The sequence below is a fragment of the Rathayibacter sp. AY1C1 genome, from assembly GCF_002932105.1.
In the GTDB taxonomy this organism is placed as follows: domain Bacteria; phylum Actinomycetota; class Actinomycetes; order Actinomycetales; family Microbacteriaceae; genus Rathayibacter.
The window spans coordinates 38,553-62,817 of the sequence record NZ_PSWH01000009.1; the positions used below are offsets into that span (position 1 = coordinate 38,553).

Here is a 24,265-nt window from a genome sequence, read left to right on the forward strand (position 1 = left end):
CGTCGGACATCCGGGCGAGCAGAACGCCGAAGCGGGAGGGCCGGCAGCCTCTGCGCCGGCCCCGCCCGGTCAGTGCCCGCGCGCGATCCACTCCTCGCGGTGCGGCGCCTCCGCCCCGATCGTCGTCGAGTCGCCGTGGCCGGTCCGGACGACGGTCTCGGCGGGCAGCGTCAGCAGGCGCTCCGTGATCGAGTCGATGATCGTCGGGAAGTCGCTGTAGGAGCGGCCGGTGGCCCCCGGCCCGCCCTGGAAGAGCGTGTCGCCGGTGAACACCGTGCCGAGCGCCTCGGCGACGAAGCAGACGGCGCCGGGGGTGTGGCCCGGGGTGTGCCGCACCTCGAGCTCGACGCCGGCGACGGGCACGATCCGCCCGTCGACCAGGGCGCCGCTCGGGGCCGTACCGGGGTGCACGGCGTCCCACAGCATCCGGTCGGCCTCGTGGAGCAGCACCGGGGCGCCGGTCGCAGCGCGGACTCCCTCGACCGCGTCGAGGTGGTCGTCGTGCCCGTGGGTCAGCAGCACGGCGAGGAGTCGGCGCTCGCCGACGGCCGCGAGGATCGCGTCCGCGTCGTGGGCGGCGTCGATGACGACGCACTCGGAGTCGTCGCCGACGATCCAGACGTTGTTGTCGACGTCCCAGGTGCCGCCGTCGAGGCTGAAGGTGCCGCTCGTGACGAGCTGCTCGATCCGCGCGCCCATCAGAGCACCACCACCGAGCGGAGCACGTCGCCGCCGGCCATCGTGGCGAAGGCCTCCTCGATGTCCTCGATCCCGATCCGCTCGCTCACGAACTCGTCCAGGGGCAGTCGGCCCTGGAGGTAGAGGCCGGTCAGCATCGGGAAGTCCCTCTCCGGCAGGCAGTCGCCGTACCAGCTCGACTTCAGCGAGCCGCCGCGGCCGAAGACGTCGAGCAGGGGGATCTCGAGCGTCATCTCGGGAGTCGGCACCCCGACCAGCACCACGGTCCCGGCGAGGTCGCGGGCGTAGAACGCCTGGCGCCAGGTCTCGGGGCGGCCAACGGCGTCGATGACGACGTCCGCTCCGAAGCCGTTCGTCAGAGCCTGCACCGCCGCGACGACGCCCGCCTCGTCGAGGCCGCTGGAGTCGATGACGTGCGTGGCGCCGAGCTTCTCGGCCGCGACCAGCTTCTTGGGGTCCCGGTCGATCGCGATGACCGTGCCGGCGCCCGCGAGAGCGGCGCCGACCACGGCGGCCGTGCCGACTCCTCCGCAGCCGATGACCGCGACGGAGTCGCCGCGCGTCACGTTCCCGGTGTTCATCGCCGCGCCGAGGCCGGCCATGATCCCGCAGCCGAGCAGGCCCACCGCGGCGGGGTCCGCCTCCGGATCGACCTTCGTGCACTGCTTCGCGTGCACGAGGGTCTTCTCGGCGAAGGCGCCGATCCCGAGGGCGGGGCTGAGCTCGGTGCCGTCCTCCAGGGTCATCCGCTGCGTCGCGTTGAAGGTGTCGAAGCAGTACCAGGGCTCGGCCCGGGTGCAGGCCCGGCACTCGCCGCAGACCGCGCGCCAGTTGAGGACCACGAAGTCGCCGACCGCGACATGGGTGACTCCCTCTCCGATCGCGCTGACCCGTCCGGCCGCCTCGTGACCGAGGAGGAAGGGGAAGTCGTCGCTGATCCCGCCCTCGCGGTAGTGGAAGTCGGTGTGGCAGACACCGCAGGTCTCGATGTCGACCACGGCCTCGCCCGGGCCCGGGTCGGGGACGACGATGTCGACGAGCTCCACGGGAGCGCCCTTCGACCGGGCGATGACGCCGCGCACAGTGGTGGGCATGGGGGCTCCTTCGACGGGGGCGTGCAGGTCCGATCCACAGTAACGACCGCGGGAGGCGGGTGCGCCGGGTGGACGCGGGCGCTCCCGCCCACTCCGGGGCCGGGCCGCCCGCCTCGCGGACCGCGACCCTGACAGTCGGTAGGGTGCGGGCCATGCGCACTCTGTACCCCGAGATCGAGCCCCACGACTCCGGCATGCTCGACGTCGGCGACGGCCACTCGCTCTACTGGGAGGTCTCGGGCAACCCCGAGGGCAAGCCCGTCGTGTTCCTGCACGGCGGCCCCGGAGCCGGCACCTCGCCCGCCCACCGCCGGCTGTTCGACCCCGAGAAGTACCGCATCGTGCTGTTCGACCAGCGGATGTGCGGCCGCTCCACCCCGCACGCCGGCGAGCCGGAGGCCGACCTCTCGACCAACACCACCTGGTACCTGGTCGCCGACATCGAGCGCCTCCGCGAGCACCTCGGCGTCGAGCGCTGGCTCGTGCTCGGCGGCTCCTGGGGCTCGACCCTCGCCCTCGCCTACGCCGAGACCCACCCCGAGCGGGTCAGCGAGATCGTCCTCCGCGGGATCTTCACCCTCCGGCGCGCCGAGCTCGAGTGGTTCTACGAGGGCGGCGCCGCCGCGGTCTACCCGGACCTCTGGGAGGGCTACACCTCCGTCGTCCCGGCCGGCGAGCGGGGCAGCCTCATCGAGGCGTACTACCGCCTGCTCCACGACGCGGACCCCGCCGTGCACGGCCCCGCCGGTGTCGCCTGGACCACCTGGGAGGCGTCGACCATCACCCTCCTGCAGAAGCCGGAGCTGATCGCGGACTGGTCCGATCCCGTCTTCGCGCTCGCCTTCGCCCGCATCGAGAACCACTTCTTCGTGCACAGGGGCTGGTTGGAGGAGGGGCAGCTGATCCGCGACGCCGGCGTCCTCCGCGACATCCCGGCCGTCATCGTGCAGGGCCGCTACGACATGTGCACCCCGGCCTTCACGGCCTGGGACCTGCACCGGGCCTGGCCCGAGGCCGACTTCCGGATGATCGCCGACGCGGGCCACGCCTTCGACGAGCCGGGGATCCTCGACGCGCTGATCGAGGCGACGGACCGCTTCGCGTCCTGACGGGCGGGGCGGTCCGCGCCTCGCGGCCGGGATGCCCGGGCGCCCGTGCCTGAGCGTCCCGCGCCCGGTGCCGTCGTGTCCCGGGAGCGGGTCTACCCTGATCAGATGCGCGCGGACGACGCCTCCGGGATGGAGGACTGGCCCACCGGCCGGCTGCTCTCCACCGCCTCCCGGATGGTCGAGCACGCCTGGCACGGCGCCCTCGCCGAGATCGGCCTCACCCACGCCGGCCTGATCGTGCTGCACCTCCTGCAGGCGGGTCCCGTCGCGCAGAAGGAGCTGGCCGCCGCGGCCCACGTCGAGGTGCAGACCATGTCGCGCACCATCGAGCGCCTCGAGCGCGAGGGCCACGTCTCGCGCACCACGGATCCGTCGGACCGCCGCCGGCAGCTCGTCGCGCTCACCGACGTGGGCAGCGAGGCCTGGCGCCGGGCGCACCGCCTCGAGGTCGACATGTTCCCGGGCTCGCTCGAGCACGGCCCCCTGCGCGAGGCGCTGCTCGAGATCATCCGCTCGGCCAGCGAGTCGCGCTGGGGCTGACCGCAAGCCCGAGCGGAGCCCGTCCGCGGAGCGCTAGCTTCGTCGGCATGACCTTCAACGACGACTCCCAGCTCAGCGGCGGCAAGGTCCGCCGTCGCGGCCGCACTACCGGCATCGCCGTCGGCGGGGGCGCGGTGGGCGTGGTCGTGCTCGCGCTGCTCTCGCAGCTGCTCGGCGTGAACCTCTCGGGCCTCGGCGAGGTGTTCGGCGGAGGCGGGTCCTCGCCGGAGGGCGTCACCTCCACCGCGGTGGCCTGCGACAGCGGCGCCGACGCGAACACGCAGGTCGACTGCCGCCTCGAGGGTGCGGCTGAGTCGCTCGACCGCTACTGGGGCGAGCAGACTCCGACCCTCGGAGTCGCCTACACGACCCCGACCGGCGTCGACCTGTTCGAGGACAGCACCACCACCGGCTGCGGGAGCGCGACCGCCGCGGTCGGCCCGTTCTACTGCCCGCCGGATCGGACGATCTACCTCGACACCGACTTCTTCGACGAGCTGCGCACCCGGTTCGACACCTCGGGCGGATCGCTCGCGCAGATGTACATCCTCGCCCACGAGTGGGGCCACCACATCCAGAACCTGACCGGCGCGATGGAGTCGGCGGACCGCTCCGGCACCGGCCCCGAGTCGGACTCGGTGCGCCTCGAGCTGCAGGCCGACTGCTTCGCCGGAGCCTGGGTGGGCGACGCCTCGACGGTGCCCGACGAGACCGGCACGCCCTACCTCAAGCCGGTGACGGCGCAGGAGTACCAGGACGCGCTCGGCGCCGCGGCCGCCGTCGGCGACGACCGCATCCAGGAGCAGGCCACCGGCACCGTCGATCCGGAGGGGTGGACGCACGGCTCGGCCGAGCAGCGCCAGCGCTGGTTCCAGGCCGGCTTCGAGGGCGACGCCATCGACTGCGACACCTTCGCCGCCGCGCAGCTCTGACCCGGCGCCGCTGAGCGCTCCTCGCCGCTCGATGAGGACCCGCGCGGGTCAGGACACGGAGTCGGCCGGCTCCTCCATGTACCACTCGGTGAACGAGCGCGCCCGCCCGTCAGGGGCGAAGCGGATGACCCAGAGGTTCAGGTAGGTGCGGTCGCCCGGATAGACGGTGCGCGCCTCCACCACGGCGGTCTCCTCCGTCAGCGCGACCAGGCCCCACGCGAACGTCGGGTCGGCGGGCTCCTCCTCCGCCAGCCACCACTCCACGATCGCGTCGCGCGGAGTGATCGCGTCGCGGTGCGGCGCCGTGAAGTACTCGGCGTCCTCGGTGAACAGTGCGGCCACATCGGCCGCGTCGTCCGTGGCCCAGGCCTTCTCGTAGCGGGCGATCCAGCTCTCGATGTCGATCATCCGCCCATCCTCGTCCTGCCCGACGCGCGCGGGAAGGAGAAGGAGGGAACAAAGCGGCGCCGCGCGCCGTTGAGCCCCGAGCGGGTCGAAAGCAGAGCCGAGCGATACGATCCCGCCGACGACGGCCCGCCCGCCGCCGCGGTCCGGGTGCGCGTCCGCCGCCGACACGAAGGACCGCCGTGCCCGACTCCGACAGACGCTCCCTGACCCGCTCGCCGGACCCGCGCCTCATCACCGCCGTCCTCGCCTTCGCGGGGATGAGCGCCTCCTTCATGCAGACGCTGGTCGTCCCGATCCAGTCCGAGCTGCCGACGCTGCTCGGCGCCGACCGCACCGAGACCGCGTGGGTGATCACCGCGACGCTGCTGAGCGCCTGCATCCTCACCCCGGTCTCCGGCCGCCTCGGCGACCTCTACGGCAAGCGGCGGATGGCCGTGGCCGCGCTGGTCGTGCTCGTGATCGGCTCGATCGTGTGCGCCTTCGCGGGGGACGTGTGGACGCTGGTCGTGGGCCGGGCCCTCCAGGGCGCGGTGATGGGCGTCATCCCGCTCGGCATCTCGATCCTCCGCGACACCCTCCACCGCGACCGGCTCCCCGGTGCGATCGCCCTGGTCAGCGCGACCCTCGGCATCGGCGGCGCGCTCGGCCTGCCGCTCAGCGCCCTCATCGCGCAGAACACCGACTGGCACGTCCTGTTCTGGATGTCCGCGGGCCTCGGCGTCCTCGACATCGTCCTCGTCCTCCTGGTCGTACCGGTGTCGACGCTGCGCTCGCCCGGCACCTTCGACGTGGTCGGCACGATCGGCCTCGCCCTCGGACTGAGCGGCGTGCTGATCGCCGTCTCGCGCGGCAACGACTCCGGCTGGACGAGCCCCGCGATCCTGGGCTCCGGCCTCGGCGGCATCGCCGTCCTGCTCCTCTGGGGCTGGTACGAGCTGCGGCAGGAGAGCCCGCTCGTCGACCTCCGGGTGGCGGCCCGCCCCGCCGTGCTCTTCACCAACCTCGCCTCGGTGGCGGTCGGCTTCGCGTTCTTCGGCGCCCAGATCACGCTGCCGCAGCGCCTCGAGCTGCCGACCGCGTCGGGCGTCGGCTTCGGCCTGAGCCTGATCGTGGCGAGCCTCGTGCTCGCGCCCTCGGGCCTGGCGATGATGGCGACGTCCCCGCTCGCCGCCCGCCTCTCGGCGCAGTCCGGGCCGCGGCTCGTGCTGATCGCCGGCTCCGGGCTGATCGCGGTCTCGTACCTGCTGATCCTCCCGTTCGGCGGCGAGGTGTGGCAGATCCTGGTGATCAACGCCCTCATCGGGGTCGGCCTGGGCCTCGCCTACGCCGCGATGCCGACGCTCATCATGCACGCCGTCCCCGCCTCCGAGACCGCCGCCGCGAACGGGCTGAACTCGCTGATGCGCACCCTCGGCACGACGCTCTCCTCCGCCGTGACCGCGGGCGTGCTCGCGCAGCTGACCGTGTCCGTCGGCGACGTGCAGCTGCCGAGCTCGCAGGGCTTCGAGACCACGTTCGTGATCGGCGCGATCGGAGCGCTGGTCGCCGTCGCCCTCGGCCTGCTCATCCCGCGGGCGCCCCGCCCTGAGGCGCGACCCGCTCTGCCCTGACCGGCCCGCGCGTCGTCGGCCGCGAGTGCTCCTCGCCGAGGAGACCTGGTCGCGGCCGGCGACGCGCGGCCCGCTACTCGTCCTCGAGAAGCATCCGCTCGATCTGCAGCTCGCGCAGCCGCGTCGAGGCCTGCAGGTTCTCGCGCGCGGCGAGCACCAGGCGGCACAGCAGCACCAGCAGCACGATCGCGAGCACCGCGACCGCCGTCACGACGACTCCGTACAGCGCGGTCAGGACTCCCCAGGTCTGGATCATCCCTCGACGCTACGGAGCCGCACCCGCCCACGCGTCCCCCGCCCGACGGAGTGCGCGGGGCGAGGCGAGCGGCCCGTGCAGGGGCAGCGGACGCGCAGAGCCCTGCCCGCAGGGGCTCAGCCCGCGAACGCCCCGCGGTACGCCCGCGCCGGGTGCGTCGCCGGCAGCTCGTCCGTCCCGAACAGCTTGCGGCGCAGCGTCCCCTCGGCGTACTCGGTCTGCGCGAGGCCCCGCTCCTGGAGCACCGGCATCACCCTGTCGACGAACTCCTCGTAGCTGCCGGGCAGGATCCAGTTGACGACGTTGATCCCGTCGATCCCCGCGTCGCGCCAGCCCGCCAGGTGGTCGGCGATCTGCTCGGGAGTGCCGACGACCCGTCCGCGCAGCTTCGCCGAGAGCCGGGCCAGGTCGCGGACGGTCGGCTCGCGGTCGGGGGAGGCGTCCCGGATCCACTGCAGGTGGCTCTGGCCGGCGTAGGTCTCGATCGCCGAGAGCGGCAGGTCGGGGTCGAGCTTCTCGCCCGTCGCCGGGTCGAAGCCGAGGTTCGAGTGCACGAGGAAGGCGTCGGAGGAGAGGTACTCGTCGATCTCGCGCTCAGCGCGGCGCGCCTCCTCCTCCGTGTCGCCGGTGATGAAGGAGAGCCCCAGGTAGAAGGAGGGCGCACCCGCTCCGCGACCGGCCGCCGCGGCGAGGGCCCGCGTGTCCTCGATCAGCTCGCGGGTCTTCTCCGGCGACCCCGAGAACACGAACTGCGCCTCCGCGTTCCGCGCGGCGAAGCGCCGGCCCGCGGGGGAGGAGCCGGCCTGGAAGAGCACGGGCGTGCGCTGGGGCGACGGAGCCGAGAGGTGCGGCCCCTGCACGCGGTAGCGCTTCCCGACGTGGTCGATGCGGTGGATGCGCGCCGGGTCGGCGAAGGAGCCGCTCTTGTCGCGCAGGAGCGCACCGTCGTCCCACGAGCCCTCCCACAGCTTGTAGACCACGTCGAGGTACTCCTGCGCCCAGGCGTAGCGCTCGTCGTGCTCCTCGAGCCGGTCGTAGCCGAAGTTGCGGGCCGCGCCGTCGAGGGCGCTCGTGACGATGTTCCAGGCGATCCGCCCCTTCGAGAGGTGGTCGAGGGTCGAGACCTTCCGGGCGAAGTCGAACGGATGCGACTGCAGCACCGAGCTCGTGAACGCGAAGCCGAGGTGCTCGGTGCTCACCGCCAGGGCCGAGAGCAGCACCGACGGGTCGTTGCTGGGCAGCTGCAGCCCCTCGCGGGCGTTGACGTCCCAGTCGCCGTCCGCCGGACCGTAGAGCCCCGCCACGTCGGCGAAGAACATCGCGTCGAAGCGGCCGCGCTCCAGCGTCCGGGCGAGGTCGATCCAGAGCTGCACGTCGTCGAACTCGTGCTGCCGGGCGTCGGGGTGGCGCCAGAGGCCGTGCTGGATGTGGGAGGCGGTGTTCATGACGAACGCGCAGAAGCGCAGCGGGCGGGGCTCGGTGATCACGCTCCCAGGCTAGGCCGGGCGCCTCCCACCGGTCTCGAACGACTCCGCGCGTAGGGTGTCCGACTGTGGAATCCCGCATCCCCGAACCCGCGCACGCCGTCCCTCCGCTGACGGACGCCGTCGCCGAAGCGCTCGACGCCACCACCGTCGCCGAGATCCGCGCCCTGCGCGACGACTTCGCGCGCTTCATGCTCCAGTACAAGTTCGGGATGGACGAGATCGTCACGAAGGTGTCGATCCTGCAGGAGGAGTTCCGCGAGCTGCAGGAGTACAACCCGATCGAGCACGTCACGAGCCGGCTCAAGTCGGCCGACAGCCTGATCGAGAAGATCGAGCGCAAGGGCTGCGAGACGACCTTCGAGGGCATCGCCGACGCGATCACCGACATCGCCGGCGTGCGGATCACCTGCAGCTTCGTCTCGGACGTCTACCGCGTCTTCGACCTGCTCACCTCGCAGTCCGACGTGACGGTGCTCGAGGTGAAGGACTACATCGCCGAGCCGAAGGAGAACGGCTACAAGAGCCTGCACGCGATCGTCGAGGTGCCCGTGTTCCTCTCCGGCGGATCGGTCGACGTCTGCGTCGAGGTGCAGTTCCGGACCATCGCGATGGACTTCTGGGCGAGCCTGGAGCACAAGATCTACTACAAGTACGACCGCCAGGTCCCGCAGGAGCTCCTCGACGGCCTCGCCGACGCGGCCCGCACCGCCGCCACCCTCGACGCCGACATGGAGCGCCTCCACCGCCAGGTCCGCGGCCCGCTGCCCGGCGCACGCACCTACGACGTCTGACGCGCCGCCCCACGCCCCCGATCGGGCCGCCCCGACTCCTGCCGATCGAGCACCCCGCGCAGCGGGCCTCTCGAGATCCCCCTACGGAGTCAGCAGCGGCAGCAGCGCCAGCAGCAGCACCGCGGAGCCGTTCAGTGTCGCGTGCGAGACGATCGCCGCTCCGAGCCGCCCGGTGATCGTCGCGATCCAGCCGTGCGCGAGTCCCGCGGTGACCGTGGTCACGCCGAGCGTCACGATCGTCGCCGGGTTCACCATCTGGTGCCCGTGCAGCAGGGCGAAGACCGCCGTGGACGCCAGGATGCTGAACACCATCGCCCAGACCCGGCGGCCGCGGGTGGGCGGCGCCGACTCCGCGGAGCCCCGGAGCATCCGGTTCCGCACCGCGCGCATCACGACGCCGCGGCAGAGGACCTCCTCGACCAGCGGCGCGACGACGACGGGGATGAGGACCGAGCTCAGCACGAACCACAGCGGATCGGGGTCGATGTCGAGGTTCCCCTGCGCGTCCTGGAGGAGCGGAGCGAACGCGGCGAGCACGAACAGGATCACGACGCGCACCGCGATGCCGAGCCCGATCCCGATGGGCACGTCGATCCAGCGGAACCGCAGCCCGAAGTCGGCCGCCATCGTGCCCAGCCCGCGCAGCCGAGACGCCGCGAACGGGACGATCAGCGCGACGAGGTAGCTCGCGAGCGCCCCCGCGAAGGCGAGTCCGGCGGAGTAGGGGAGCACGCCGAACCCGAACAGCAGGATGAGCACGGCCAGCGGCAGGACGATCCCGACGATCGTGAGCACGGCGGTCGGCAGGCCCCAGCGGACCCGAGGATCGGGCAGGTAGAGGAGGGAGGAGTAGGGCGCGTGGACCGAGGGGAGGGGCTCGGCCGGCCACGACGTCGTCGCAGCGGAGTCGGGCGCGAGCGTCGCGGGATCGGGCGGTGGGAAGGCGTCGGGTTGCATGGCCGGGCCAGCCTACGCAGACCGCCTGGACAGGATCCGGGCTGCCGTCACTGCTCGGCGCGGGCCGGAACGGGAGGGATGTGCGGCGGATCGCGGCGGCGGGGACCTCCGGGTACGAAGAAACCCCCGCCATGTAGAAGCTAGGCGAGGGTTCCAGTGGCTCCGACGGGCGTCGATCCCGTGACCTCACGATTTTCAGTCGTGCGCTCTACCAACTGAGCTACAGAGCCGTTGCGACGTGATGTCGCTGGAGAGGTGATCTCCTGAAAAAGGCCCTTCCTCTCGGAAGGGCCTCTTTGCGACCCTGACGGGACTTGAACCCGCGACCTCCGCCGTGACAGGGCGGCACGCTAACCAACTGCGCTACAGGGCCTCGTTGCGAAGACAAGCATACTGCCTTCGAGGCTGTTCTATTTTCACGCTCCGACCCTCTCGAGCCGGCGCACTTTCCGGTGGTGCTGGTACTTCTGGTGGTGCTGGTAGTACCGACCCATCCGTGACCCCAACGGGATTCGAACCCGTGCTGCCGCCGTGAAAGGGCGGTGTCCTAGGCCACTAAACGATGGGGCCGGAGACTCGCGGGGCGACCCTGCGGCCGACCCCCCATGACTACCGACACGCAAGCATAGGGGGCCGCGGCGCAGGATGCAAAATCGACGGTTCCGCAGGCGGCGTGCACCCCGTCCGGGGTTGACCCGGGTCTAGGAGATCGGGCAGGGCCGCGGTTAGGGTGGGGCGGAATCGCTCTTCCCCCCACCCGCGCGCCGGAGCCGGACCGCCGCGGAGGGAGGGCCCCCTATCCCCGAGGTCCCATGCCCCACTCCCTGCGCCGTCCGCGTCCCGCCCGCCTCCCCGGCGCGCCGCGACTCGGGCGACTCCGAGGTGCTGCCCTGGCCTCCGCCGTCGTCGCGCTCGTCGCCGGCCTGCTCGTCGCCACTCCCGCCCAGGCGGTCGAGTACCCGTCGTGGGCCGACGTCGAGGCGGCGAAGGGCGACACCGCCGCCGCGGCCGCTCAGGTCGACCGGATCACGTCCCTGATCGGCGACCTCCAGAGCGAGGTCGCCTCCGCTCAGCAGCTCGCGCAGCAGCGCGGCGACGAGCACTTCGCCGCTCAGCAGGCGTTCGACGAGGCCTCGGACCAGTCGAAGAAGCTCGAGGACCGGGCCGCCGCCAGCGCCGAGGAGGCCGACAAGGCCTCGCAGCAGGCGGGCCTGCTCGCCGCGCAGCTCTACCGCAGCACCGGCACCGACCTGTCCGTCAACATCTTCCTCGACCAGAAGGCCGGCCAGGCCGACCAGCTGCTGTCGAAGATCGGGAGCATGACCAAGCTGGTCGAGCGCTCCTCCGCGATCTACGAGCAGGCCAGCACCGCCCGCAACACCGCGTCCTCCCTCGCCGACCAGGCCGAGGTCGCGCAGACGGAGCGCGAGCGCCTCCGCGTCGCCGCCGAGCAGAAGCTGGCCGAGGCGACCGCCGCCCAGGAGGCGTCCGAGGCCGCGCTCGCCGAGCAGCAGGAGCAGAGCGTCGTGCTCGAGCAGCAGCTCGCCGCGCTCCGCGACACCGAGTCGAAGACCGTGGCCGAGTACGAGGCCGGCGTCGCCGCCCGCGAGGCCGAGCGCCTCCGGAAGCTCGCCGAGGAGGAGGCCGCCCGCCAGGCCGCCGCCCAGGCCGAGGCCGCGCGCCGCGAGGCCGCTCGGGCCGCAGCCGCATCCAGCGGCGGCAGCGGTGGCGGTGGCGGGTACGTCGCCCCCTCGGGCGGCGGCGGCTCCAGCGCCGTCAGCGACTCCGGCTGGGTCCGCCCTGCCGGAGGCCGCATCACCGGCACCTTCGGCCCGCGCGACAGCATCTCGACCGGCGGAGGGTCCTCCGGCTCGTACCACCGCGGCACCGACCTCGCGGGCGGCTGCGGCATCCCGATCTTCGCGGCGCACAGCGGCACCGTCTCCTACGCGGGCCCCAACGGCACCTACGGCAACTGGGTTCTGATCGACCACGGCAGCGGCATCAGCACCGGCTACGCCCACATCATGTCCGGCGGGATCTACGTCCGCGTCGGCCAGCAGGTCCAGGCGGGCGAGCAGATCGCCGCCGTCGGCTCGACCGGCGCCTCCACCGGCTGCCACCTGCACTTCGAGACCCGCGTCAACGGCTCCGCCGTCGACGCCCAACCTTTCATGGCCCAACGAGGAGTCACCCTTGGCTGACGCACAGACGACCGCACGCACCTTCACCCCGGCACCCCGGGAGCGCGCCTGGAAGGGCCGCCTCCCGCTCGTCATCTCCGCCGCCTTCGCGGTCACGGCGGTCACCGCGTCCCTCGGCATCACCCCGGCCCTCGCCGACGACGCGAAGTACCCCTCGTGGGACGACGTGCAGAACGCCAAGAAGGACGAGGCGAGCAAGCAGGCCGAGATCGACTCGATCACCGGACTCATCGCGAGCCTGCAGACCGCGGTCGACGAGAAGTCGATCACCGCGATGAAGAAGGCCGAGGCCTGGCGCCAGGCCAAGGAGGCGCTCGACGCCGCTGCGAAGGCCGTCGCCGACCTCGAGGAGAAGGCGACCACCGCCTCCGCCAAGGCCCAGACCTCGAAGATGCGCGCCGGCCTGCTGGCCGCGCACCTCTCGCGCGCCGCCGGCGGCGACCTCTCCGCCAGCCTCGTGGCCAAGGGCAAGGACGCGGGCGACCTGCTCTACCAGCTCGGCGCGATGTCGCAGCTCTCGGAGCAGTCGCAGAAGGTCTACGCCGACGCCCTCGCCGACAAGCAGAACGCGGAGTCGCTCGGCGACCAGGCCGACCGCGCCGTCACCGAGCACCAGGCGCTCTCGGACGAGGCCGACGCCGCCCGCAAGGACGCCGACGCCGCCGCCGAGTCGGCCCGCGCGTCGCTCTCGGCGCAGGAGGAGAAGTCCCAGGAGCTGGTCGCCCAGCTCGCGCTGCTGAAGGACTCCTCGGTCGAGGCCGAGACCCAGTACCTCGCGGGCGAGCAGAAGCGCCAGGCCGACGAGGCCGCCGCCCAGGCGCAGGCCGAGGCGGAGGCCGCCGCTCAGGCGCAGTCCACCGCCCGCTCCGCCCAGCAGCAGTCCTCGGCGCAGGCCGACACCGCCGCCCCGTCGCGTCAGACCGCGTCCCTCCCGCAGCCCGCCGCGCCGCAGCCCGCGCAGCAGCAGCCCGCTCCTGCTCCGGCCCAGCCCGCTGCTCAGCCGGTCGCCCAGCCGGCGGCTCAGCCGCTCCCGCAGCCGGTGACCGCTCCGGTCCTGGTGCCGACCAGCGGCGCCGTCGAGAACGCGATCTCGTACGCGATGGCTCAGCTCGGCGAGGAGTACGTCCTCGGCGGCATGGGCCCGGACCAGTGGGACTGCTCGGGCCTCACCAAAGCCTCGTACGCGTCCTCGGGCATCTACATCGGCACCCACTCGGCGACGAACCAGTACAACACCATGGCCGGCGCCGGCAAGCTCGTCCCCTACAGCCAGCGCCAGCGCGGCGACCTGATCTTCTGGGGTGGCGGCGGGGACTACTACCACGTGGCCATCTACCTCGGGAACAACCAGATCATCGAGGCCGCCGACTACGGCAAGCCCGTGCGCATCTGGAACACCTGGGGCACGCCCGCCGGCATGGTCGGCCGCCCGGCCGCCTGAGCCGCGGCCGCACAGCACAACGAGAGAACCCCCTCCTGTCGAGACGACGGGAGGGGTTTCCTTCGTTGATGCGAGGGGTCAGTGACCCTCTTCGGCCAGCTTCTTGATGCCGTCCTGGACGATCTGCTCCGCCTCGGCGGCGTCGCCCCACGCGTCGACCTTGACCCACTTGCCGGGCTCGAGGTCCTTGTAGCGCTCGAAGAAGTGCTTGATCTCGTTCTTCGTCTGCTCCGGGACGTCGCCGATGTCCTGGATGTGCTGCCAGCGCGGGTCCTTCGCGGGGACCACGATCACCTTCGCGTCGGAGCCGGCCTCGTCGCTCATGTTGAGCACGCCGACCGGGCGGACGGAGACGCCCACGCCTGGGAAGACGGGGTACTCGAGCAGCACCAGCGCGTCGACGGGGTCGCCGTCGAGGCCGAGGGTGTTCTCGAAGTACCCGTAGTCCGTCGGGTAGACGAAGGAGGTGAAGAGCACGCGGTCGAGGTAGACGCGACCGGTCTCGTGGTCGACCTCGTACTTGTTGCGGCTCCCCTTGGGGATCTCGACGACGACGTCGTATGCGGCCATGCTCTCTCCTTGAGTCGGTGGCGCCGTGAGCGGCGCATCGGCGGACGGATCGGCCTCCGGAACGCTCGCGCGGGTGCGCGCGCGGGAGGGGCGGATCGCTGGCATTACGTTACTTGATGTGCCCGATCGCCCCCGCCTGACCCCCGCCGTCGCCGATCTGCGGCGGGCGGTGCGCGAGAGCCTCGACGGGCTCGACCCCGGAGCGCTCGTGCTGGTCGCGCTGAGCGGGGGAGCGGACTCGCTCGCGCTCGCGGCGGCGGTCGCCTTCGAGGCCCCGCGGGGCGGGAGGCGGGCCGGCGCGGTGATCGTCGACCACGGGCTGCAGGAGGCGTCGGCGGAGGTCGCGCGGCGGGCCGCGGAGCAGGCGCACGGGCTGGGGCTCGCGCCGGTGCTGCGCGAGGTGGTGACGGTGTCCGCCGAGGGCGGTCCGGAGGCGGCCGCCCGCAGCGCGCGCTACCGCGCCTTCGACGACGCGCTGACCGCGACGGGCGCCGCCGCGATCCTCCTGGGCCACACCCTCGACGACCAGGCCGAGACGGTGCTGCTGGGCCTGGCACGAGGAGCCGGTGCGGCCTCGCTGCACGGGATGGCGCCGGTGAGCGGGCCGCTGCGTCGGCCGATTCTGGGCCTGCGCCGCGAGACGACCCGTCTCGCCTGCTCCGACCAGGGGCTCGTGCCGTGGGACGACCCGCACAACGACGACCCCCGCTACTCGCGGGTCCGGGTGCGGAACCGCGTGCTGCCCGTGCTGGAGGACGAGCTGGGGCCGGGAGTGGCCCAGGCTCTGGCGCGCACGGCCGAGCAGCTGCGGGAGGACGGGGACGCGCTCGACGCGCTCGCCCTCGACTGGGCGCTCGAGCTGGTGGGCCAGGACGAGGCGGGGCACGTCACGGTCGACGCGCGCGGGCTCGCGGCGGACCCGCCGGCGCTGCGGCAGCGGATCATCCGCCTGGTCGTGGCGAACGAGTTCGGAGTCGCGCTCTCGCGCTCGCAGACGCTGGCGGTCGCCGCGCTGGTCACCGACTGGCACGGCCAGAAGGGCGTCGACCTCCCCGGCGTCCTCGCCACCCGCCGCGGCACCACCCTCGTCTTCGCACCCGCGGCCCCCTGACCCCGTCCCCGCCACGCCGGTCCCCGCGAGACGCCCGACCCCTCCCCGCGAGATGCCGCTCCGGCACGCGACTCGCCGACGGAGGTGTACCGGAGCGGAGTCTCGCGGAGGGGAGAGGGGGGCCGGTCACCCGTAGAGTGGCCGGGTGGAAGCAGCCGACATCGCCGACGACATCACCGAGGTCCTCTACACCGAGGCCGAGATCCACGAGCGGATCCGCGACCTGGCCCGCGCGATCGAGCGCGACTACGCGGGCGAGAACCTGCTCATCGTCGGGGTGCTGCGCGGCGCCGTGATGGTGATGGCCGATCTGGCCCGCGAGCTCAAGCTCGACATCGTCATGGACTGGATGGCCGTCTCGTCCTACGGGAGCGGCACCAAGTCCTCCGGCGTCGTGCGGATCCTGAAGGACCTCGACTCCGACATCACGAACCGCAAGGTGCTGATCGTCGAGGACATCATCGACTCCGGCCTCACGCTCTCGTGGCTGCAGGGCAATCTCCGCAGCCGCGGCGCCGAGTCCGTCGAGATCTGCGCGCTCTTCCGCAAGCCCGCGGCCGCCAAGGTCGAGGTCGACGTGGCCTACGTCGGCTTCGACATCCCGAACGAGTTCGTGATCGGCTACGGGCTCGACTACGCCGAGCGCTACCGCAACCTCCGCGATGTCGCCGTCCTCGCCCCGCACGTCTACGAGTAGCGCCGCGGACACCGCGCAGGAGAGCCTCGAGCGGCTCTTCGCGGTGCCCCTGCTGCTCTATCACATGAGCTACCCGACCTCCCTGCGGGCCGACCTCGAGTTCAACTACTGGTGGCTTGCGCACGCGATCGACGCGGCCGTCGACGCCTTCGAGCGCACGGGCGACGAGGCGCACCTGGAGCGTGCCCGGGGGATCCACCGGGCGATCCGCCTCCGCAACGGCGGGCGCCTGGTCAACGGCTACTTCGACGACATGATGTGGCTCGGCGGCGCGCTCGCCCGCCTCGGGGAGGCCTCGGGCGACCCGCGGTTCCTCGACCGGGCCGACCGCCTGTGGCGCTTCGCCGTCGCGAAGGGCTGGAACCTCCGCCACGGGGCGAGCCTCGCCTGGCGCCGCCGGCAGCTCGACTACAAGAACGCGCCCGCGAACGGCCCGTTCGCGATCCTCGGCGCCCGCCTGGAGCGGCTGCGGCCGGACGGCCGGGAGGAGCTCTCGCGCGCCGCCCTCGACTGGATGCACGTGCGCCTCCGCGACGACGACACCGGCTTCGTCGCCGACGGCATCGGCCGCGAGGGCGGCTCCGCCCGCGACGACTGGGCCTTCAGCTACAACCACGCCGTCTACGTCGGCGCGGCGCTCGCCCTGCACCGCCTGCGGCCCGACCCCCGCCTGGTCGCCCACGCCTCCCGCACGGCCGAGGACCTGCTGGACCGGCTCGCCCCCGACGGCGTCTTCGTCGACCAGGGATCGGGGGACGGCGCCCTGTTCGGCGGCATCGCCTACCGGCACCTCGTCGACCTCGCCACGACGGCCGGAGTGGCGCCCGCGGTGGCGGCTCGCGTCCGCGGCTTCGTCGCCGGCAGCGTCGCCGCACTGCAGAGCTCGAGCGTCCGCCGCGGGGTGCTGCTGGCCGGGCCCCGCTGGGACGCGCCTCCGTCGCTGCCCGCCACGCTCTCGGCCGAGATCGGCGCCGTGCTCGCCCTGGAGGCGTCAGCGCGACTGGACCGGTCGCCGGTGCCGTCAGACTGACGGGGTGAAGGCACCCGAGAAGCGCACCGTCGCCGTCGTGATCAACCCGAGCAAGTTCGACGACGTCGGCGCCGCGGAGGACCTGGTCGCGACGATCGCGCGCCGCCACGGCTGGAACGAGCCGCTCTGGTTCGAGACCAGCCCGGGCGACTCCGGTGCCGCCGCGGCCCGCGCCGCACTCGAGGCGGGCCCGGACCTGGTCTGCTCGATGGGCGGCGACGGCACCGTCCGCGCCGTCGCCACGGTGCTGCGCGGGACCGGCGTCCCCTACGGCCTGCTGCCCAGCGGCACCGGCAACCTCCTCGCGCGGAACCTCGGGATCCCGCTCGGCTCGCTGCCCGAGGCGGTCGAGATCGCCCTGCTCGGGCAGGACCGCGCCATCGACGTGGGCACGGCCGCGTTCGACGACGGCGAGGATCGGGTGTTCATGGTGATGGGCGGGGTGGGCCTGGACGCCGAGATCATGGACAAGACGGACGAGGAGCTGAAGAAGCGGGTGGGCTGGGGCGCCTACTTCGCGGCGGGCGCGCCGGCGATGTTCAAGGCCGGATTCGAGGTGACCCTCACGATCGACGGCGCGGAGGAGCCTCCGCAGCGCTGCTTCATGGTGCTGGCCTGCAACTGCAGCTCCGTGGTCGCGAACATCGAGCTGGCCGCAGGTGCGGTGCTCGACGACGGCGACCTGGAGCTGGTGCTGCTGCGTCGGCGCTTCGGCCTCGCGCTGGACGTGGCGACCGGCAACCGCAACGGTCTCGCCTCCCTCCGCCAGTGGCCCGGTCGCGAGTTCTCGTTCGAGCTCGACCAGCCGGTGCTCGCCGAGCTGGACGGCGATCCGGTCGGCCGCACCCGCTCCGGGCGCTTCGGCGTGGATCCGGGCGCCCTGCTCGTGCGCCTGCCGGTGCCGACGCCGCGGAGCCCGGGACTGACTCCGCACGACTCGGTGATCGTCGACACGTCCGCCATCGCGACGCTGCTCCCGGAGCCGCCCTCCTCCTGACGCTTGCGCGCTCTTCTTTACGGTTGTAAGTTATCTGACGGACGTAAAGAAGGCGCTCCTCGCGCCGGGAAGAAGGACCCCGTGACCGATCCGCGGCTCACCCGCTCGCGCGAGCTCCTGCTCACCGCGATCACGACGGCCCTCGACCGCCCGGGCGACGACCAGCCCTCCATCACCGAGCTCTGCGGCGCCGCGGGCGTCAGCCGCCCCACGTTCTACCAGCACTTCGGGGATGTGCCGTCCCTGATCGAGGCCGCCGCGGTGGAGCGGATGCACGCGCTGTTCGGTGACGTCGCTCCCGGCACCGCCCCCGCCGACTGGGAGGGCGCGGTCCCGCGCATCGTCCGCGGCCTCCTCGAGGGCCTGCTCGTGCACGCCGACTTCTACCGCCGCGTGCTGAGCGGAGGGACGGCCCGCGCCGTGCAGGAGTCGGTCGTCGCGTTCCTCGCGCAGCGGCTCCTCGCCTTCTCGCCCCTCGCCGAGCGCGGATCGGGCGGCGGCGACCACGCCCGCGTCGAGCGCTTCGCCGTCCTCCTCGCCGCCGGCACCACCTGGCTGGTCGTCGGCTGGCTCCTCGACGGCGACGCCCGCCGTCCCGTGGCCTCGGCCTCCGCCGACATCGCCGAGCTCCTCGTCACCGGAGTCGCCTCGCCGCGGCTCGCCGCCCTGCACTCCACGAAGTAGAAGGACCATGACCACCTCCCCGCTCCGCCGCGCCCTGCGCGCCGTGAACCCGCGCCTCGTCGTCGTCTTCGCCGCGATCGCGCTCATCCCGCTGATCTACGCTGGACTGCTGACCTCGGCCAACCTCGATCCCACGCACCACCTCGACACGGTGCCCGCCGCGATCGTCAACGAGGACACCGGCGCGACCGCCTCGGACGGCTCCGCGCTCGCCCTCGGCGACGACCTGACCGAGCAGCTCACCACCGACACGTCCGGCTCGGACTTCGCCTGGACGGCGACCGGTGCCGACGAGGCGTCCCGCGAGCTCGCCTCCGGCGACGTTCTCGCCGTCCTGACGGTGCCGGCCGGCTTCTCGGCCGACGTCGCCTCCGTCGGCGGCGACGACCCCGCCGCGGCCGTGCAGGCGAAGCTGTCGATCGAGACGAACGACGCGGCCAACCTGATCGTCGGCAACATCGCCTCCACCATCGGCACCACCGTGACGAAGACGCTGGAGGAGAAGGTCGGCGCGACCTACCTCGAGAACGTCTACCTCGGCTTCACCGACGTGCACTCGAGCCTCGAGCAAGCGGCCGACGGCGCCGCTCAGCTGGCGGACGGCGCCGGGACCGCCGCGTCCGGCTCCTCCGAGCTGGTCGTCGGGCTCGCGCAGCTGCAGGACGGCACCGCGCAGCTGGCGACCGGCGCCGACTCCCTCCGCTCGGGCGCGGGGAGCGCGGCCTCCGGAGCGTCCGACCTCTCGTCGGGACTCCAGCGGATCGCGAGCGGGACCGGGCAGCTGCCCGACCAGGCGGCGGCGCTCGACACGGGAGCCCGCACGGTCGCCGACGGCGCCCAGCAGCTCGACGGCGGAGCGGCGTCGCTCGCCTCGGGCGCCGCCGACCTCGCCGCGGGGACGTCGACCCTGAAGGACGGCGCGGCCTCGGCGGCGTCCGGCGCCGAGGCGCTGGCCACCGGGTCCGCCTCCCTCTCCGACGGAGCGGGGAACGCCCTCGCGGGAGCCCAGCAGCTCGCGACCGGTGCGGGAGCGCTCGCGACCGCCACTCCGCAACTCGCCACCGGAGCGACCGGAGTCGACTCCGGCCTCGCCTCCCTGCTCTCTCGGTACGACTCGCTGTCCGACGCCCAGCGCGTGGCCGAGCTGACCGCCCTCGAGGAGGGTGCGGCCGCCCTCGCGGGCGGAGCCGCCTCGGCGGACGCGGGCGCGCAGACGCTCGCCTCCGGTGCGACCGCGCTCGTCGGCGACGACGGCAGCGGACTGACGGCGCTCGCCGCCGGTGCCGCCACGGTCTCGAGCGGAGCCGCCGACCTCGCGACCGGCACCGCCGCTCTGTCCACCGGGGCGACCTCCGCCGCCGACGGCGCCCAGAAGCTGCAGACCGGTGCGCAGGCCCTCGCCCAGGGAGCTGCGACCCTCGACGGCGGAGCCGCCCAGGTCGCCGACGGAGTGGACACCCTCTCCGGCGCGGTCGGCCCGCTCACCAGCGGCATCGCCTCCGCGGCCGCCGGCGCCTCCGACCTCGCCTCCGGGACGGCCGCCCTCGCGACGGGCGCCTCGGACCTCGCGGACGGCGCCGAGACCGCCGCGACCGGCTCGGCCGACGCGGCCACCGGTTCGCAGGACCTCGCCGACGGGATCGACTCGCTCGCCTCCGGATCGCGCACCCTCGACACGAAGCTCTCGGACGGCGCGGACGACGTGCCCACCTACACCGGCGAGCAGGCTCAGGAGCTCAGCACCGTCGCGGCCGCCCCGGTCGGGATCGACGCCGAGCGGATGAACCGCGTGCCGTCCTACGGCTACGGCCTCGCCCCCTACTTCATGGCGCTCGCGCTCTGGGTCGGCGCGCTCGCCTTCTACCTGATGAGCGCCCCGCTCAGCTCCCGCCTCCTCGCCGCGCGCCGTCCCGCCTGGGTCATCGCGCTGCGCAGCTACCTGCCCGGCGCGCTGATGGCGGTCGCCCAGGGCGTCCTGGCCGCGCTCGTCATCCGCTTCGGAGTGGGCGTCGAGGCGTCGAACCTGCCCGGGCTGATCGGGATCGCCGTGCTCACGAGCCTCACCTTCGTGGCGATCAACCAGGCGCTGATCGCGCTGCTGGACGCCCCGGGCCGGTTCCTGGCGCTGCTGATGATCGTGCTGCAGCTGTCCTCGGCCGGAGGCACCTACCCGGTCGAGACCGCTCCCGCCTTCTTCCAGGCGATCCACGGAGTGCTGCCGCTGACCTGGACGGTGGAGGCGTTCCGCTCGCTGATCGCCGGCGGCAGCATCGGAGTCGCGCACGCGGTCCTGGTGCTCGTGCTCTGGCTGGTCGGGGCGCTCGCCGTGACCGTGCTGGCCGCCGCCCGCCGCCGCCGTGGCCTCGTGCCCGTCCTCCGCGACCCGGAGCCCCTCCTCGAGTCGGCCTGACGCGGGCCGGGCGGGCCCGTCCGTCCGTCCGCGCCTGCTGCCCCTCGTCGCGGCACGCCCCGCCCGGACACCTTCGCCCCCTCCGAGACCGCCGTAGTCGTCGCTGTCGAGCTCGAGTGCGACAACTCCTGCGTTCTCGCGGCGCGTCCTGCTCGGACACCTTCGCCTCCTTCCCGAGACCGCAGTAGTTGTCGCTGTCGAGCTCGAGTGCGACAACTCCTGCGTTCTCGCGGCGCGTCCTGCTCGGACACCTTCGCCTCCTTCCCGAGACCGCAGTAGTCGTCGCTGTCGAGCTCGAGTGCGACAACTCCTGCGCTCTCGCGGCGCGTCCCTACCGCCGAAGCGCCGATCCCCGCGACCTCCACCCGCAAGGCAGAGGACGCGGACCGGGAAACGCGTGCCAGCGTTTCCCGGCAGTCCGACGCACCCCGCTCTGCGGAACGCACCATCTCGCGAAGCCGACCGCGCGCGGGGATGCGGCCCGCCGCATCCCCGCCGGACCACACAGCCCGCGGCCGTTCGGCCCACGGCGAACGCGTGGGCGGCGCTCAGAGTGCGGGAGGTAGCCTGGCAGGCACAATCTCCTCGTCAGAAAGGCGCCGGGTGTCGCACCCGCAACAAGCATGAACGTGAAGCGCATCTTCCGGGGTCCCATCCTCTACGTCGTCCTGGCGATCGTCGCGGTGTGGATCGGCTCCTCGCTGATCACCATGTCCGGCTTCCGGCCGGTCACGACGCAGGAGGGTCTCGACCTCCTGAAGGACGGCAAGGTCGATTCGGCGAAGATCGTGGACGGCGAGCAGCGCGTCGATCTCACGCTCAAGCAGGCCGACGGCGACAACGGCACGCAGGTGCAGTTCTACTACGTGGCCCCTCGCGGCGCGGAGGTCGTCGACGCGGTGTCCGCGGCCGATCTCGGCAGCACCGGCTACAACGACGAGGTCCCGCAGACCAACTGGTTCCTCTCGGCTCTCGGCTTCCTGCTCCCCATCCTGCTGATCGGCGCGTTCTTCTGGCTGATGCTCTCGGGCATGCAGGGCGGCGGCAACCGCGTCATGCAGTTCGGCAAGTCGAAGGCGAAGCTCGTCTCGAAGGAGTCGCCCAAGGTCACGTTCGGCGATGTCGCCGGCGCCGACGAGGCGATCGAGGAGCTGCACGAGATCAAGGAGTTCCTCAAGGAGCCCGCGAAGTTCCAGGCCGTCGGCGCCCGCATCCCGAAGGGCGTCCTGCTCTACGGCCCTCCCGGCACCGGCAAGACCCTGCTGGCGCGCGCGGTCGCGGGCGAGGCGGGCGTCCCCTTCTACTCCATCTCCGGATCGGACTTCGTCGAGATGTTCGTCGGCGTCGGCGCGAGCCGTGTCCGCGACCTGTTCCAGCAGGCGAAGGAGAACTCGCCGGCCATCATCTTCGTCGACGAGATCGATGCCGTCGGCCGCCACCGCGGCGCCGGGATGGGCGGCGGTCACGACGAGCGCGAGCAGACCCTCAACCAGCTGCTGGTCGAGATGGACGGCTTCGACGTCAAGACGAACGTCATCCTGATCGCGGCGACGAACCGCCCCGACATCCTCGATCCCGCGCTGCTGCGTCCGGGCCGCTTCGACCGCCAGATCGGCGTCGACGCCCCCGACCTGCTCGGCCGCAAGCGGATCCTCGAGGTCCACGGCCGCGGCAAGCCGCTCGCCGGCGGAGTCGACCTCGAGGTCGTCGCCCGGAAGACCCCGGGCTTCACCGGCGCCGACCTGGCCAACGTCCTCAACGAGGCCGCGCTGCTCACCGCCCGCTCCAACGCGCAGCTGATCGACAACCGCGCGCTCGACGAGGCCATCGACCGCGTCATCGCGGGGCCGCAGCGCCGCACGCGGGTCATGCGCGACAAGGAGAAGCTGATCACCGCCTACCACGAGGGCGGACACGCTCTGGCGGCGGCGGCGATGCGCCACACCGACCCCGTGACCAAGGTCACGATCCTTCCGCGCGGTCGTGCCCTCGGCTACACGATGGTGCTCCCGCTGGAGGACAAGTACTCCACGACCCGCAACGAGCTCCTCGACCAGCTCACGTACGCGATGGGCGGCCGCGTCGCGGAGGAGATCGTCTTCCACGACCCCACCACCGGAGCGTCGAACGACATCGAGAAGGCGACCTCCATCGCCCGCAAGATGGTCACCGACTACGGCATGTCCGCGAACGTCGGAGCGGTCAAGCTCGGCCAGTCGTCGGGCGAGATGTTCCTCGGCCGCGACATGGGCCACCAGCGCGACTACTCCGAGCAGATCGCCGAGACGGTCGACGCCGAGACGCGCCAGCTCATCGAGCAGGCGCACGACGAGGCGTGGCAGGTCATCAACGACAACCGCGACATCCTCGACCGCCTCGCGATGGAGCTGCTCGAGAAGGAGACGCTCGACCACGACCAGCTGGCCGAGATCTTCAAGGACGTCCGCCGCATCGACGAGCGCCCGCAGTGGCTCTCGAGCGACAAGCGCCCCCTGTCCGACCTGCCGCCCATCGCGGTCCCGGTCGCCAAGGCGCCGATCGACTCGGGTGCGACCGACGGGGGAGTCTCCTCCGCCGGTGCCGACGAGGTCGCGCCGAAGCGCCCGCCGCTGATCAACCCGCGCCCCGCGACGGCGTAGCGCGCGCGTGCCCGTCGACAAGGCGCGCATCGAGGCGGCCGTCGCCGAGATCCTCGCGGCCATCGGGGACGACCCGGGCCGCGAGGGACTTCTCGACACGCCGCGGCGGTTCGCCGAGGCGTACGAGGAGTTCTTCGGCGGGTTCGACGACGACGCCGCAGCCCAGCTGACCGAGACGTTCGCGGTGGTCGAGGGCGGCCAGGAGTCGCCGCTCGACCAGACGGTGATCGTGCGCGACCTCGCCTTCCGCTCCGTCTGCGAGCACCACCTCCTGCCGTTCCTCGGCGTCGCGCACATCGCCTACCGGCCGCGCGAGCGGGTCGTCGGCCTCGGCCGGCTGCCGCGCGTGGTCGAGACGGTCGCGTCGCGACCGCAGATCCAGGAGCGGATGACCGAGCAGATCGCCGACGCGCTCGAGCAGGGCCTCGCTCCCGAGGGAGTGCTCGTCGTGGTCGACGCCGAGCACGGCTGCGTGCGGATGCGCGGGCCGCGCCAGACCGCGAGCTCGACCGTGACGGTCGCCGCCCGCGGCTCCCTCGCCGACCCGGCCGCCCGCGCCGAGATCATCGCGCTGATCGGCGCCGCGCGGGGGGAGTGAC

At 72.8% G+C, this 24,265-nt stretch carries 22 protein-coding genes and 3 tRNA genes; 15 read left to right on the forward strand and 10 right to left on the reverse strand.

Annotation, left to right across the window (positions count from 1 at the left end):
• Nucleotides 1-69: 69 nt before the first annotated feature.
• On the reverse strand, nucleotides 70-699 hold the full coding sequence (locus C5C71_RS06180; protein WP_104247850.1) for an MBL fold metallo-hydrolase: 630 nt from the start codon (nucleotides 697-699) through the stop codon (nucleotides 70-72).
• A complete protein-coding gene (locus C5C71_RS06185) occupies nucleotides 699-1,793 on the reverse strand; it encodes an S-(hydroxymethyl)mycothiol dehydrogenase (protein WP_104226021.1) in 1,095 nt (364 codons plus the stop codon). The genes C5C71_RS06180 and C5C71_RS06185 overlap by 1 nt, the downstream gene beginning before the upstream one ends.
• Before the next feature lie 152 nt (nucleotides 1,794-1,945).
• Here C5C71_RS06185 and pip point away from each other — a divergent pair, with 152 nt between their 5' ends.
• The 3 genes from pip (at nucleotide 1,946) to C5C71_RS06200 (ending at nucleotide 4,374) form a co-directional block, all read left to right on the forward strand.
• On the forward strand, nucleotides 1,946-2,902 hold the full coding sequence (pip, locus tag C5C71_RS06190) for a prolyl aminopeptidase (protein WP_104226020.1): 957 nt from the start codon (nucleotides 1,946-1,948) through the stop codon (nucleotides 2,900-2,902).
• Nucleotides 2,903-3,007: 105 nt separating this feature from the next.
• Entirely contained in the window at nucleotides 3,008-3,442 is a 435-nt protein-coding gene (locus C5C71_RS06195) for a MarR family winged helix-turn-helix transcriptional regulator (protein ID WP_104247849.1), read from the forward strand.
• Nucleotides 3,443-3,489: 47 nt separating this feature from the next.
• The gene (locus C5C71_RS06200; protein ID WP_104247848.1) at nucleotides 3,490-4,374 is read left to right on the forward strand and encodes a neutral zinc metallopeptidase; all 885 of its coding nucleotides are present in this window, start codon (nucleotides 3,490-3,492) and stop codon (nucleotides 4,372-4,374) included.
• 48 nt (nucleotides 4,375-4,422) lie between these two features.
• Here C5C71_RS06200 and C5C71_RS06205 read toward each other — a convergent pair whose 3' ends face one another.
• Nucleotides 4,423-4,782: a nuclear transport factor 2 family protein gene (locus tag C5C71_RS06205; protein WP_104247847.1), complete on the reverse strand. Its 360-nt coding sequence runs from the start codon at nucleotides 4,780-4,782 to the stop codon at nucleotides 4,423-4,425.
• A gap of 179 nt (nucleotides 4,783-4,961) precedes the next feature.
• Here C5C71_RS06205 and C5C71_RS06210 point away from each other — a divergent pair, with 179 nt between their 5' ends.
• A complete protein-coding gene (locus C5C71_RS06210; RefSeq protein WP_258062342.1) occupies nucleotides 4,962-6,392 on the forward strand; it encodes an MFS transporter in 1,431 nt (476 codons plus the stop codon).
• Between the two features lie 73 nt (nucleotides 6,393-6,465).
• Here the strand turns inward: C5C71_RS06210 and C5C71_RS06215 are convergent, their stop codons facing one another.
• The gene (locus C5C71_RS06215; protein WP_104224402.1) at nucleotides 6,466-6,648 is read right to left on the reverse strand and encodes a hypothetical protein; all 183 of its coding nucleotides are present in this window, start codon (nucleotides 6,646-6,648) and stop codon (nucleotides 6,466-6,468) included.
• A gap of 116 nt (nucleotides 6,649-6,764) precedes the next feature.
• A complete protein-coding gene (locus C5C71_RS06220; RefSeq protein WP_374953130.1) occupies nucleotides 6,765-8,093 on the reverse strand; it encodes an NtaA/DmoA family FMN-dependent monooxygenase in 1,329 nt (442 codons plus the stop codon).
• 230 nt (nucleotides 8,094-8,323) lie between these two features.
• On the opposite strand from C5C71_RS06220, the gene C5C71_RS06225 reads away from it, so the two are divergent.
• Nucleotides 8,324-8,926, forward strand: coding sequence for a GTP pyrophosphokinase family protein (locus C5C71_RS06225; RefSeq protein ID WP_104234325.1), 603 nt, complete (start codon nucleotides 8,324-8,326; stop codon nucleotides 8,924-8,926).
• Between the two features lie 81 nt (nucleotides 8,927-9,007).
• Here C5C71_RS06225 and C5C71_RS06230 read toward each other — a convergent pair whose 3' ends face one another.
• The 4 genes from C5C71_RS06230 to C5C71_RS06245 all read right to left on the reverse strand — a co-directional run bounded on the left by C5C71_RS06230 (nucleotide 9,008) and on the right by C5C71_RS06245 (nucleotide 10,453).
• On the reverse strand, nucleotides 9,008-9,883 hold the full coding sequence (locus tag C5C71_RS06230) for a CPBP family intramembrane glutamic endopeptidase (protein ID WP_104224403.1): 876 nt from the start codon (nucleotides 9,881-9,883) through the stop codon (nucleotides 9,008-9,010).
• Nucleotides 9,884-10,040: 157 nt separating this feature from the next.
• A tRNA-Phe gene (locus C5C71_RS06235) sits at nucleotides 10,041-10,113 on the reverse strand.
• Nucleotides 10,114-10,182: 69 nt separating this feature from the next.
• Nucleotides 10,183-10,256: transfer RNA gene (locus tag C5C71_RS06240), tRNA-Asp, on the reverse strand.
• Nucleotides 10,257-10,380: 124 nt separating this feature from the next.
• Nucleotides 10,381-10,453 (reverse strand) — tRNA-Glu (locus tag C5C71_RS06245).
• A gap of 242 nt (nucleotides 10,454-10,695) precedes the next feature.
• Between C5C71_RS06245 and C5C71_RS06250 the strand changes: the two genes are divergently transcribed.
• Together C5C71_RS06250 and C5C71_RS06255 are read left to right on the forward strand one after the other, a co-directional pair.
• The gene (locus tag C5C71_RS06250) at nucleotides 10,696-12,087 is read left to right on the forward strand and encodes a peptidoglycan DD-metalloendopeptidase family protein (RefSeq protein WP_104291751.1); all 1,392 of its coding nucleotides are present in this window, start codon (nucleotides 10,696-10,698) and stop codon (nucleotides 12,085-12,087) included.
• Nucleotides 12,080-13,528, forward strand: a complete 1,449-nt coding sequence (locus C5C71_RS06255; protein ID WP_258068661.1) for a C40 family peptidase — start codon at nucleotides 12,080-12,082, stop codon at nucleotides 13,526-13,528. The genes C5C71_RS06250 and C5C71_RS06255 overlap by 8 nt, the downstream gene beginning before the upstream one ends.
• 78 nt (nucleotides 13,529-13,606) lie before the next feature.
• On the opposite strand, the gene ppa is transcribed toward C5C71_RS06255, so the two are convergent.
• Nucleotides 13,607-14,098, reverse strand: a complete 492-nt coding sequence (ppa, locus tag C5C71_RS06260; RefSeq protein ID WP_068255683.1) for an inorganic diphosphatase — start codon at nucleotides 14,096-14,098, stop codon at nucleotides 13,607-13,609.
• 118 nt (nucleotides 14,099-14,216) lie between these two features.
• On the opposite strand from ppa, the gene tilS reads away from it, so the two are divergent.
• The 8 genes from tilS to folE all read left to right on the forward strand — a co-directional run bounded on the left by tilS (nucleotide 14,217) and on the right by folE (nucleotide 24,264).
• Entirely contained in the window at nucleotides 14,217-15,209 is a 993-nt protein-coding gene (tilS, locus tag C5C71_RS06265; protein WP_104272967.1) for a tRNA lysidine(34) synthetase TilS, read from the forward strand.
• A 145-nt stretch (nucleotides 15,210-15,354) separates the two neighbouring features.
• Nucleotides 15,355-15,906 (forward strand): hypoxanthine phosphoribosyltransferase, encoded by a 552-nt coding sequence (gene hpt, locus C5C71_RS06270; RefSeq protein ID WP_104224109.1) that lies wholly within the window; start codon nucleotides 15,355-15,357, stop codon nucleotides 15,904-15,906.
• A 64-nt stretch (nucleotides 15,907-15,970) separates the two neighbouring features.
• Entirely contained in the window at nucleotides 15,971-16,936 is a 966-nt protein-coding gene (locus C5C71_RS06275) for a glycoside hydrolase family 76 protein (protein ID WP_181065654.1), read from the forward strand.
• A 4-nt stretch (nucleotides 16,937-16,940) separates the two neighbouring features.
• Nucleotides 16,941-17,933 carry a diacylglycerol kinase family protein gene (locus C5C71_RS06280; protein WP_104337331.1) on the forward strand — a complete coding sequence of 331 codons (993 nt, stop codon included), beginning with the start codon at nucleotides 16,941-16,943 and terminating at the stop codon, nucleotides 17,931-17,933.
• An 81-nt stretch (nucleotides 17,934-18,014) separates the two neighbouring features.
• Nucleotides 18,015-18,617 carry a TetR/AcrR family transcriptional regulator gene (locus C5C71_RS06285; RefSeq protein WP_104226013.1) on the forward strand — a complete coding sequence of 201 codons (603 nt, stop codon included), beginning with the start codon at nucleotides 18,015-18,017 and terminating at the stop codon, nucleotides 18,615-18,617.
• 7 nt (nucleotides 18,618-18,624) lie between these two features.
• Nucleotides 18,625-21,027 carry a YhgE/Pip domain-containing protein gene (locus tag C5C71_RS06290; RefSeq protein ID WP_104337332.1) on the forward strand — a complete coding sequence of 801 codons (2,403 nt, stop codon included), beginning with the start codon at nucleotides 18,625-18,627 and terminating at the stop codon, nucleotides 21,025-21,027.
• 623 nt (nucleotides 21,028-21,650) lie between these two features.
• Nucleotides 21,651-23,666 carry an ATP-dependent zinc metalloprotease FtsH gene (gene ftsH / locus C5C71_RS06295; RefSeq protein WP_104224104.1) on the forward strand — a complete coding sequence of 672 codons (2,016 nt, stop codon included), beginning with the start codon at nucleotides 21,651-21,653 and terminating at the stop codon, nucleotides 23,664-23,666.
• Between the two features lie 7 nt (nucleotides 23,667-23,673).
• On the forward strand, nucleotides 23,674-24,264 hold the full coding sequence (gene folE / locus C5C71_RS06300) for a GTP cyclohydrolase I FolE (RefSeq protein WP_104224103.1): 591 nt from the start codon (nucleotides 23,674-23,676) through the stop codon (nucleotides 24,262-24,264).
• The last annotated feature ends 1 nt before the right edge of the window (nucleotide 24,265 follow it).

Bases quoted from the DNA above. Each gene is read 5' to 3' on its own strand.
- C5C71_RS06180 (WP_104247850.1), bottom strand. From the start codon at position 699: ATGGGCGCGCGGATCGAGCAGCTCGTCACGAGCGGCACCTTCAGCCTC.
- C5C71_RS06185 (WP_104226021.1), bottom strand. From the start codon at position 1,793: ATGCCCACCACTGTGCGCGGCGTCATCGCCCGGTCGAAGGGCGCTCCC.
- pip (WP_104226020.1), top strand. From the start codon at position 1,946: ATGCGCACTCTGTACCCCGAGATCGAGCCCCACGACTCCGGCATGCTC.
- C5C71_RS06195 (WP_104247849.1), top strand. From the start codon at position 3,008: ATGCGCGCGGACGACGCCTCCGGGATGGAGGACTGGCCCACCGGCCGG.
- C5C71_RS06200 (WP_104247848.1), top strand. From the start codon at position 3,490: ATGACCTTCAACGACGACTCCCAGCTCAGCGGCGGCAAGGTCCGCCGT.
- C5C71_RS06205 (WP_104247847.1), bottom strand. From the start codon at position 4,782: ATGATCGACATCGAGAGCTGGATCGCCCGCTACGAGAAGGCCTGGGCC.
- C5C71_RS06215 (WP_104224402.1), bottom strand. From the start codon at position 6,648: ATGATCCAGACCTGGGGAGTCCTGACCGCGCTGTACGGAGTCGTCGTG.
- C5C71_RS06220 (WP_374953130.1), bottom strand. From the start codon at position 8,093: ATGAACACCGCCTCCCACATCCAGCACGGCCTCTGGCGCCACCCCGAC.
- C5C71_RS06225 (WP_104234325.1), top strand. From the start codon at position 8,324: ATGCTCCAGTACAAGTTCGGGATGGACGAGATCGTCACGAAGGTGTCG.
- C5C71_RS06230 (WP_104224403.1), bottom strand. From the start codon at position 9,883: ATGCAACCCGACGCCTTCCCACCGCCCGATCCCGCGACGCTCGCGCCC.
- C5C71_RS06250 (WP_104291751.1), top strand. From the start codon at position 10,696: ATGCCCCACTCCCTGCGCCGTCCGCGTCCCGCCCGCCTCCCCGGCGCG.
- ppa (WP_068255683.1), bottom strand. From the start codon at position 14,098: ATGGCCGCATACGACGTCGTCGTCGAGATCCCCAAGGGGAGCCGCAAC.
- C5C71_RS06275 (WP_181065654.1), top strand. From the start codon at position 15,971: ATGAGCTACCCGACCTCCCTGCGGGCCGACCTCGAGTTCAACTACTGG.
- C5C71_RS06290 (WP_104337332.1), top strand. From the start codon at position 18,625: ATGACCACCTCCCCGCTCCGCCGCGCCCTGCGCGCCGTGAACCCGCGC.
- ftsH (WP_104224104.1), top strand. From the start codon at position 21,651: ATGAACGTGAAGCGCATCTTCCGGGGTCCCATCCTCTACGTCGTCCTG.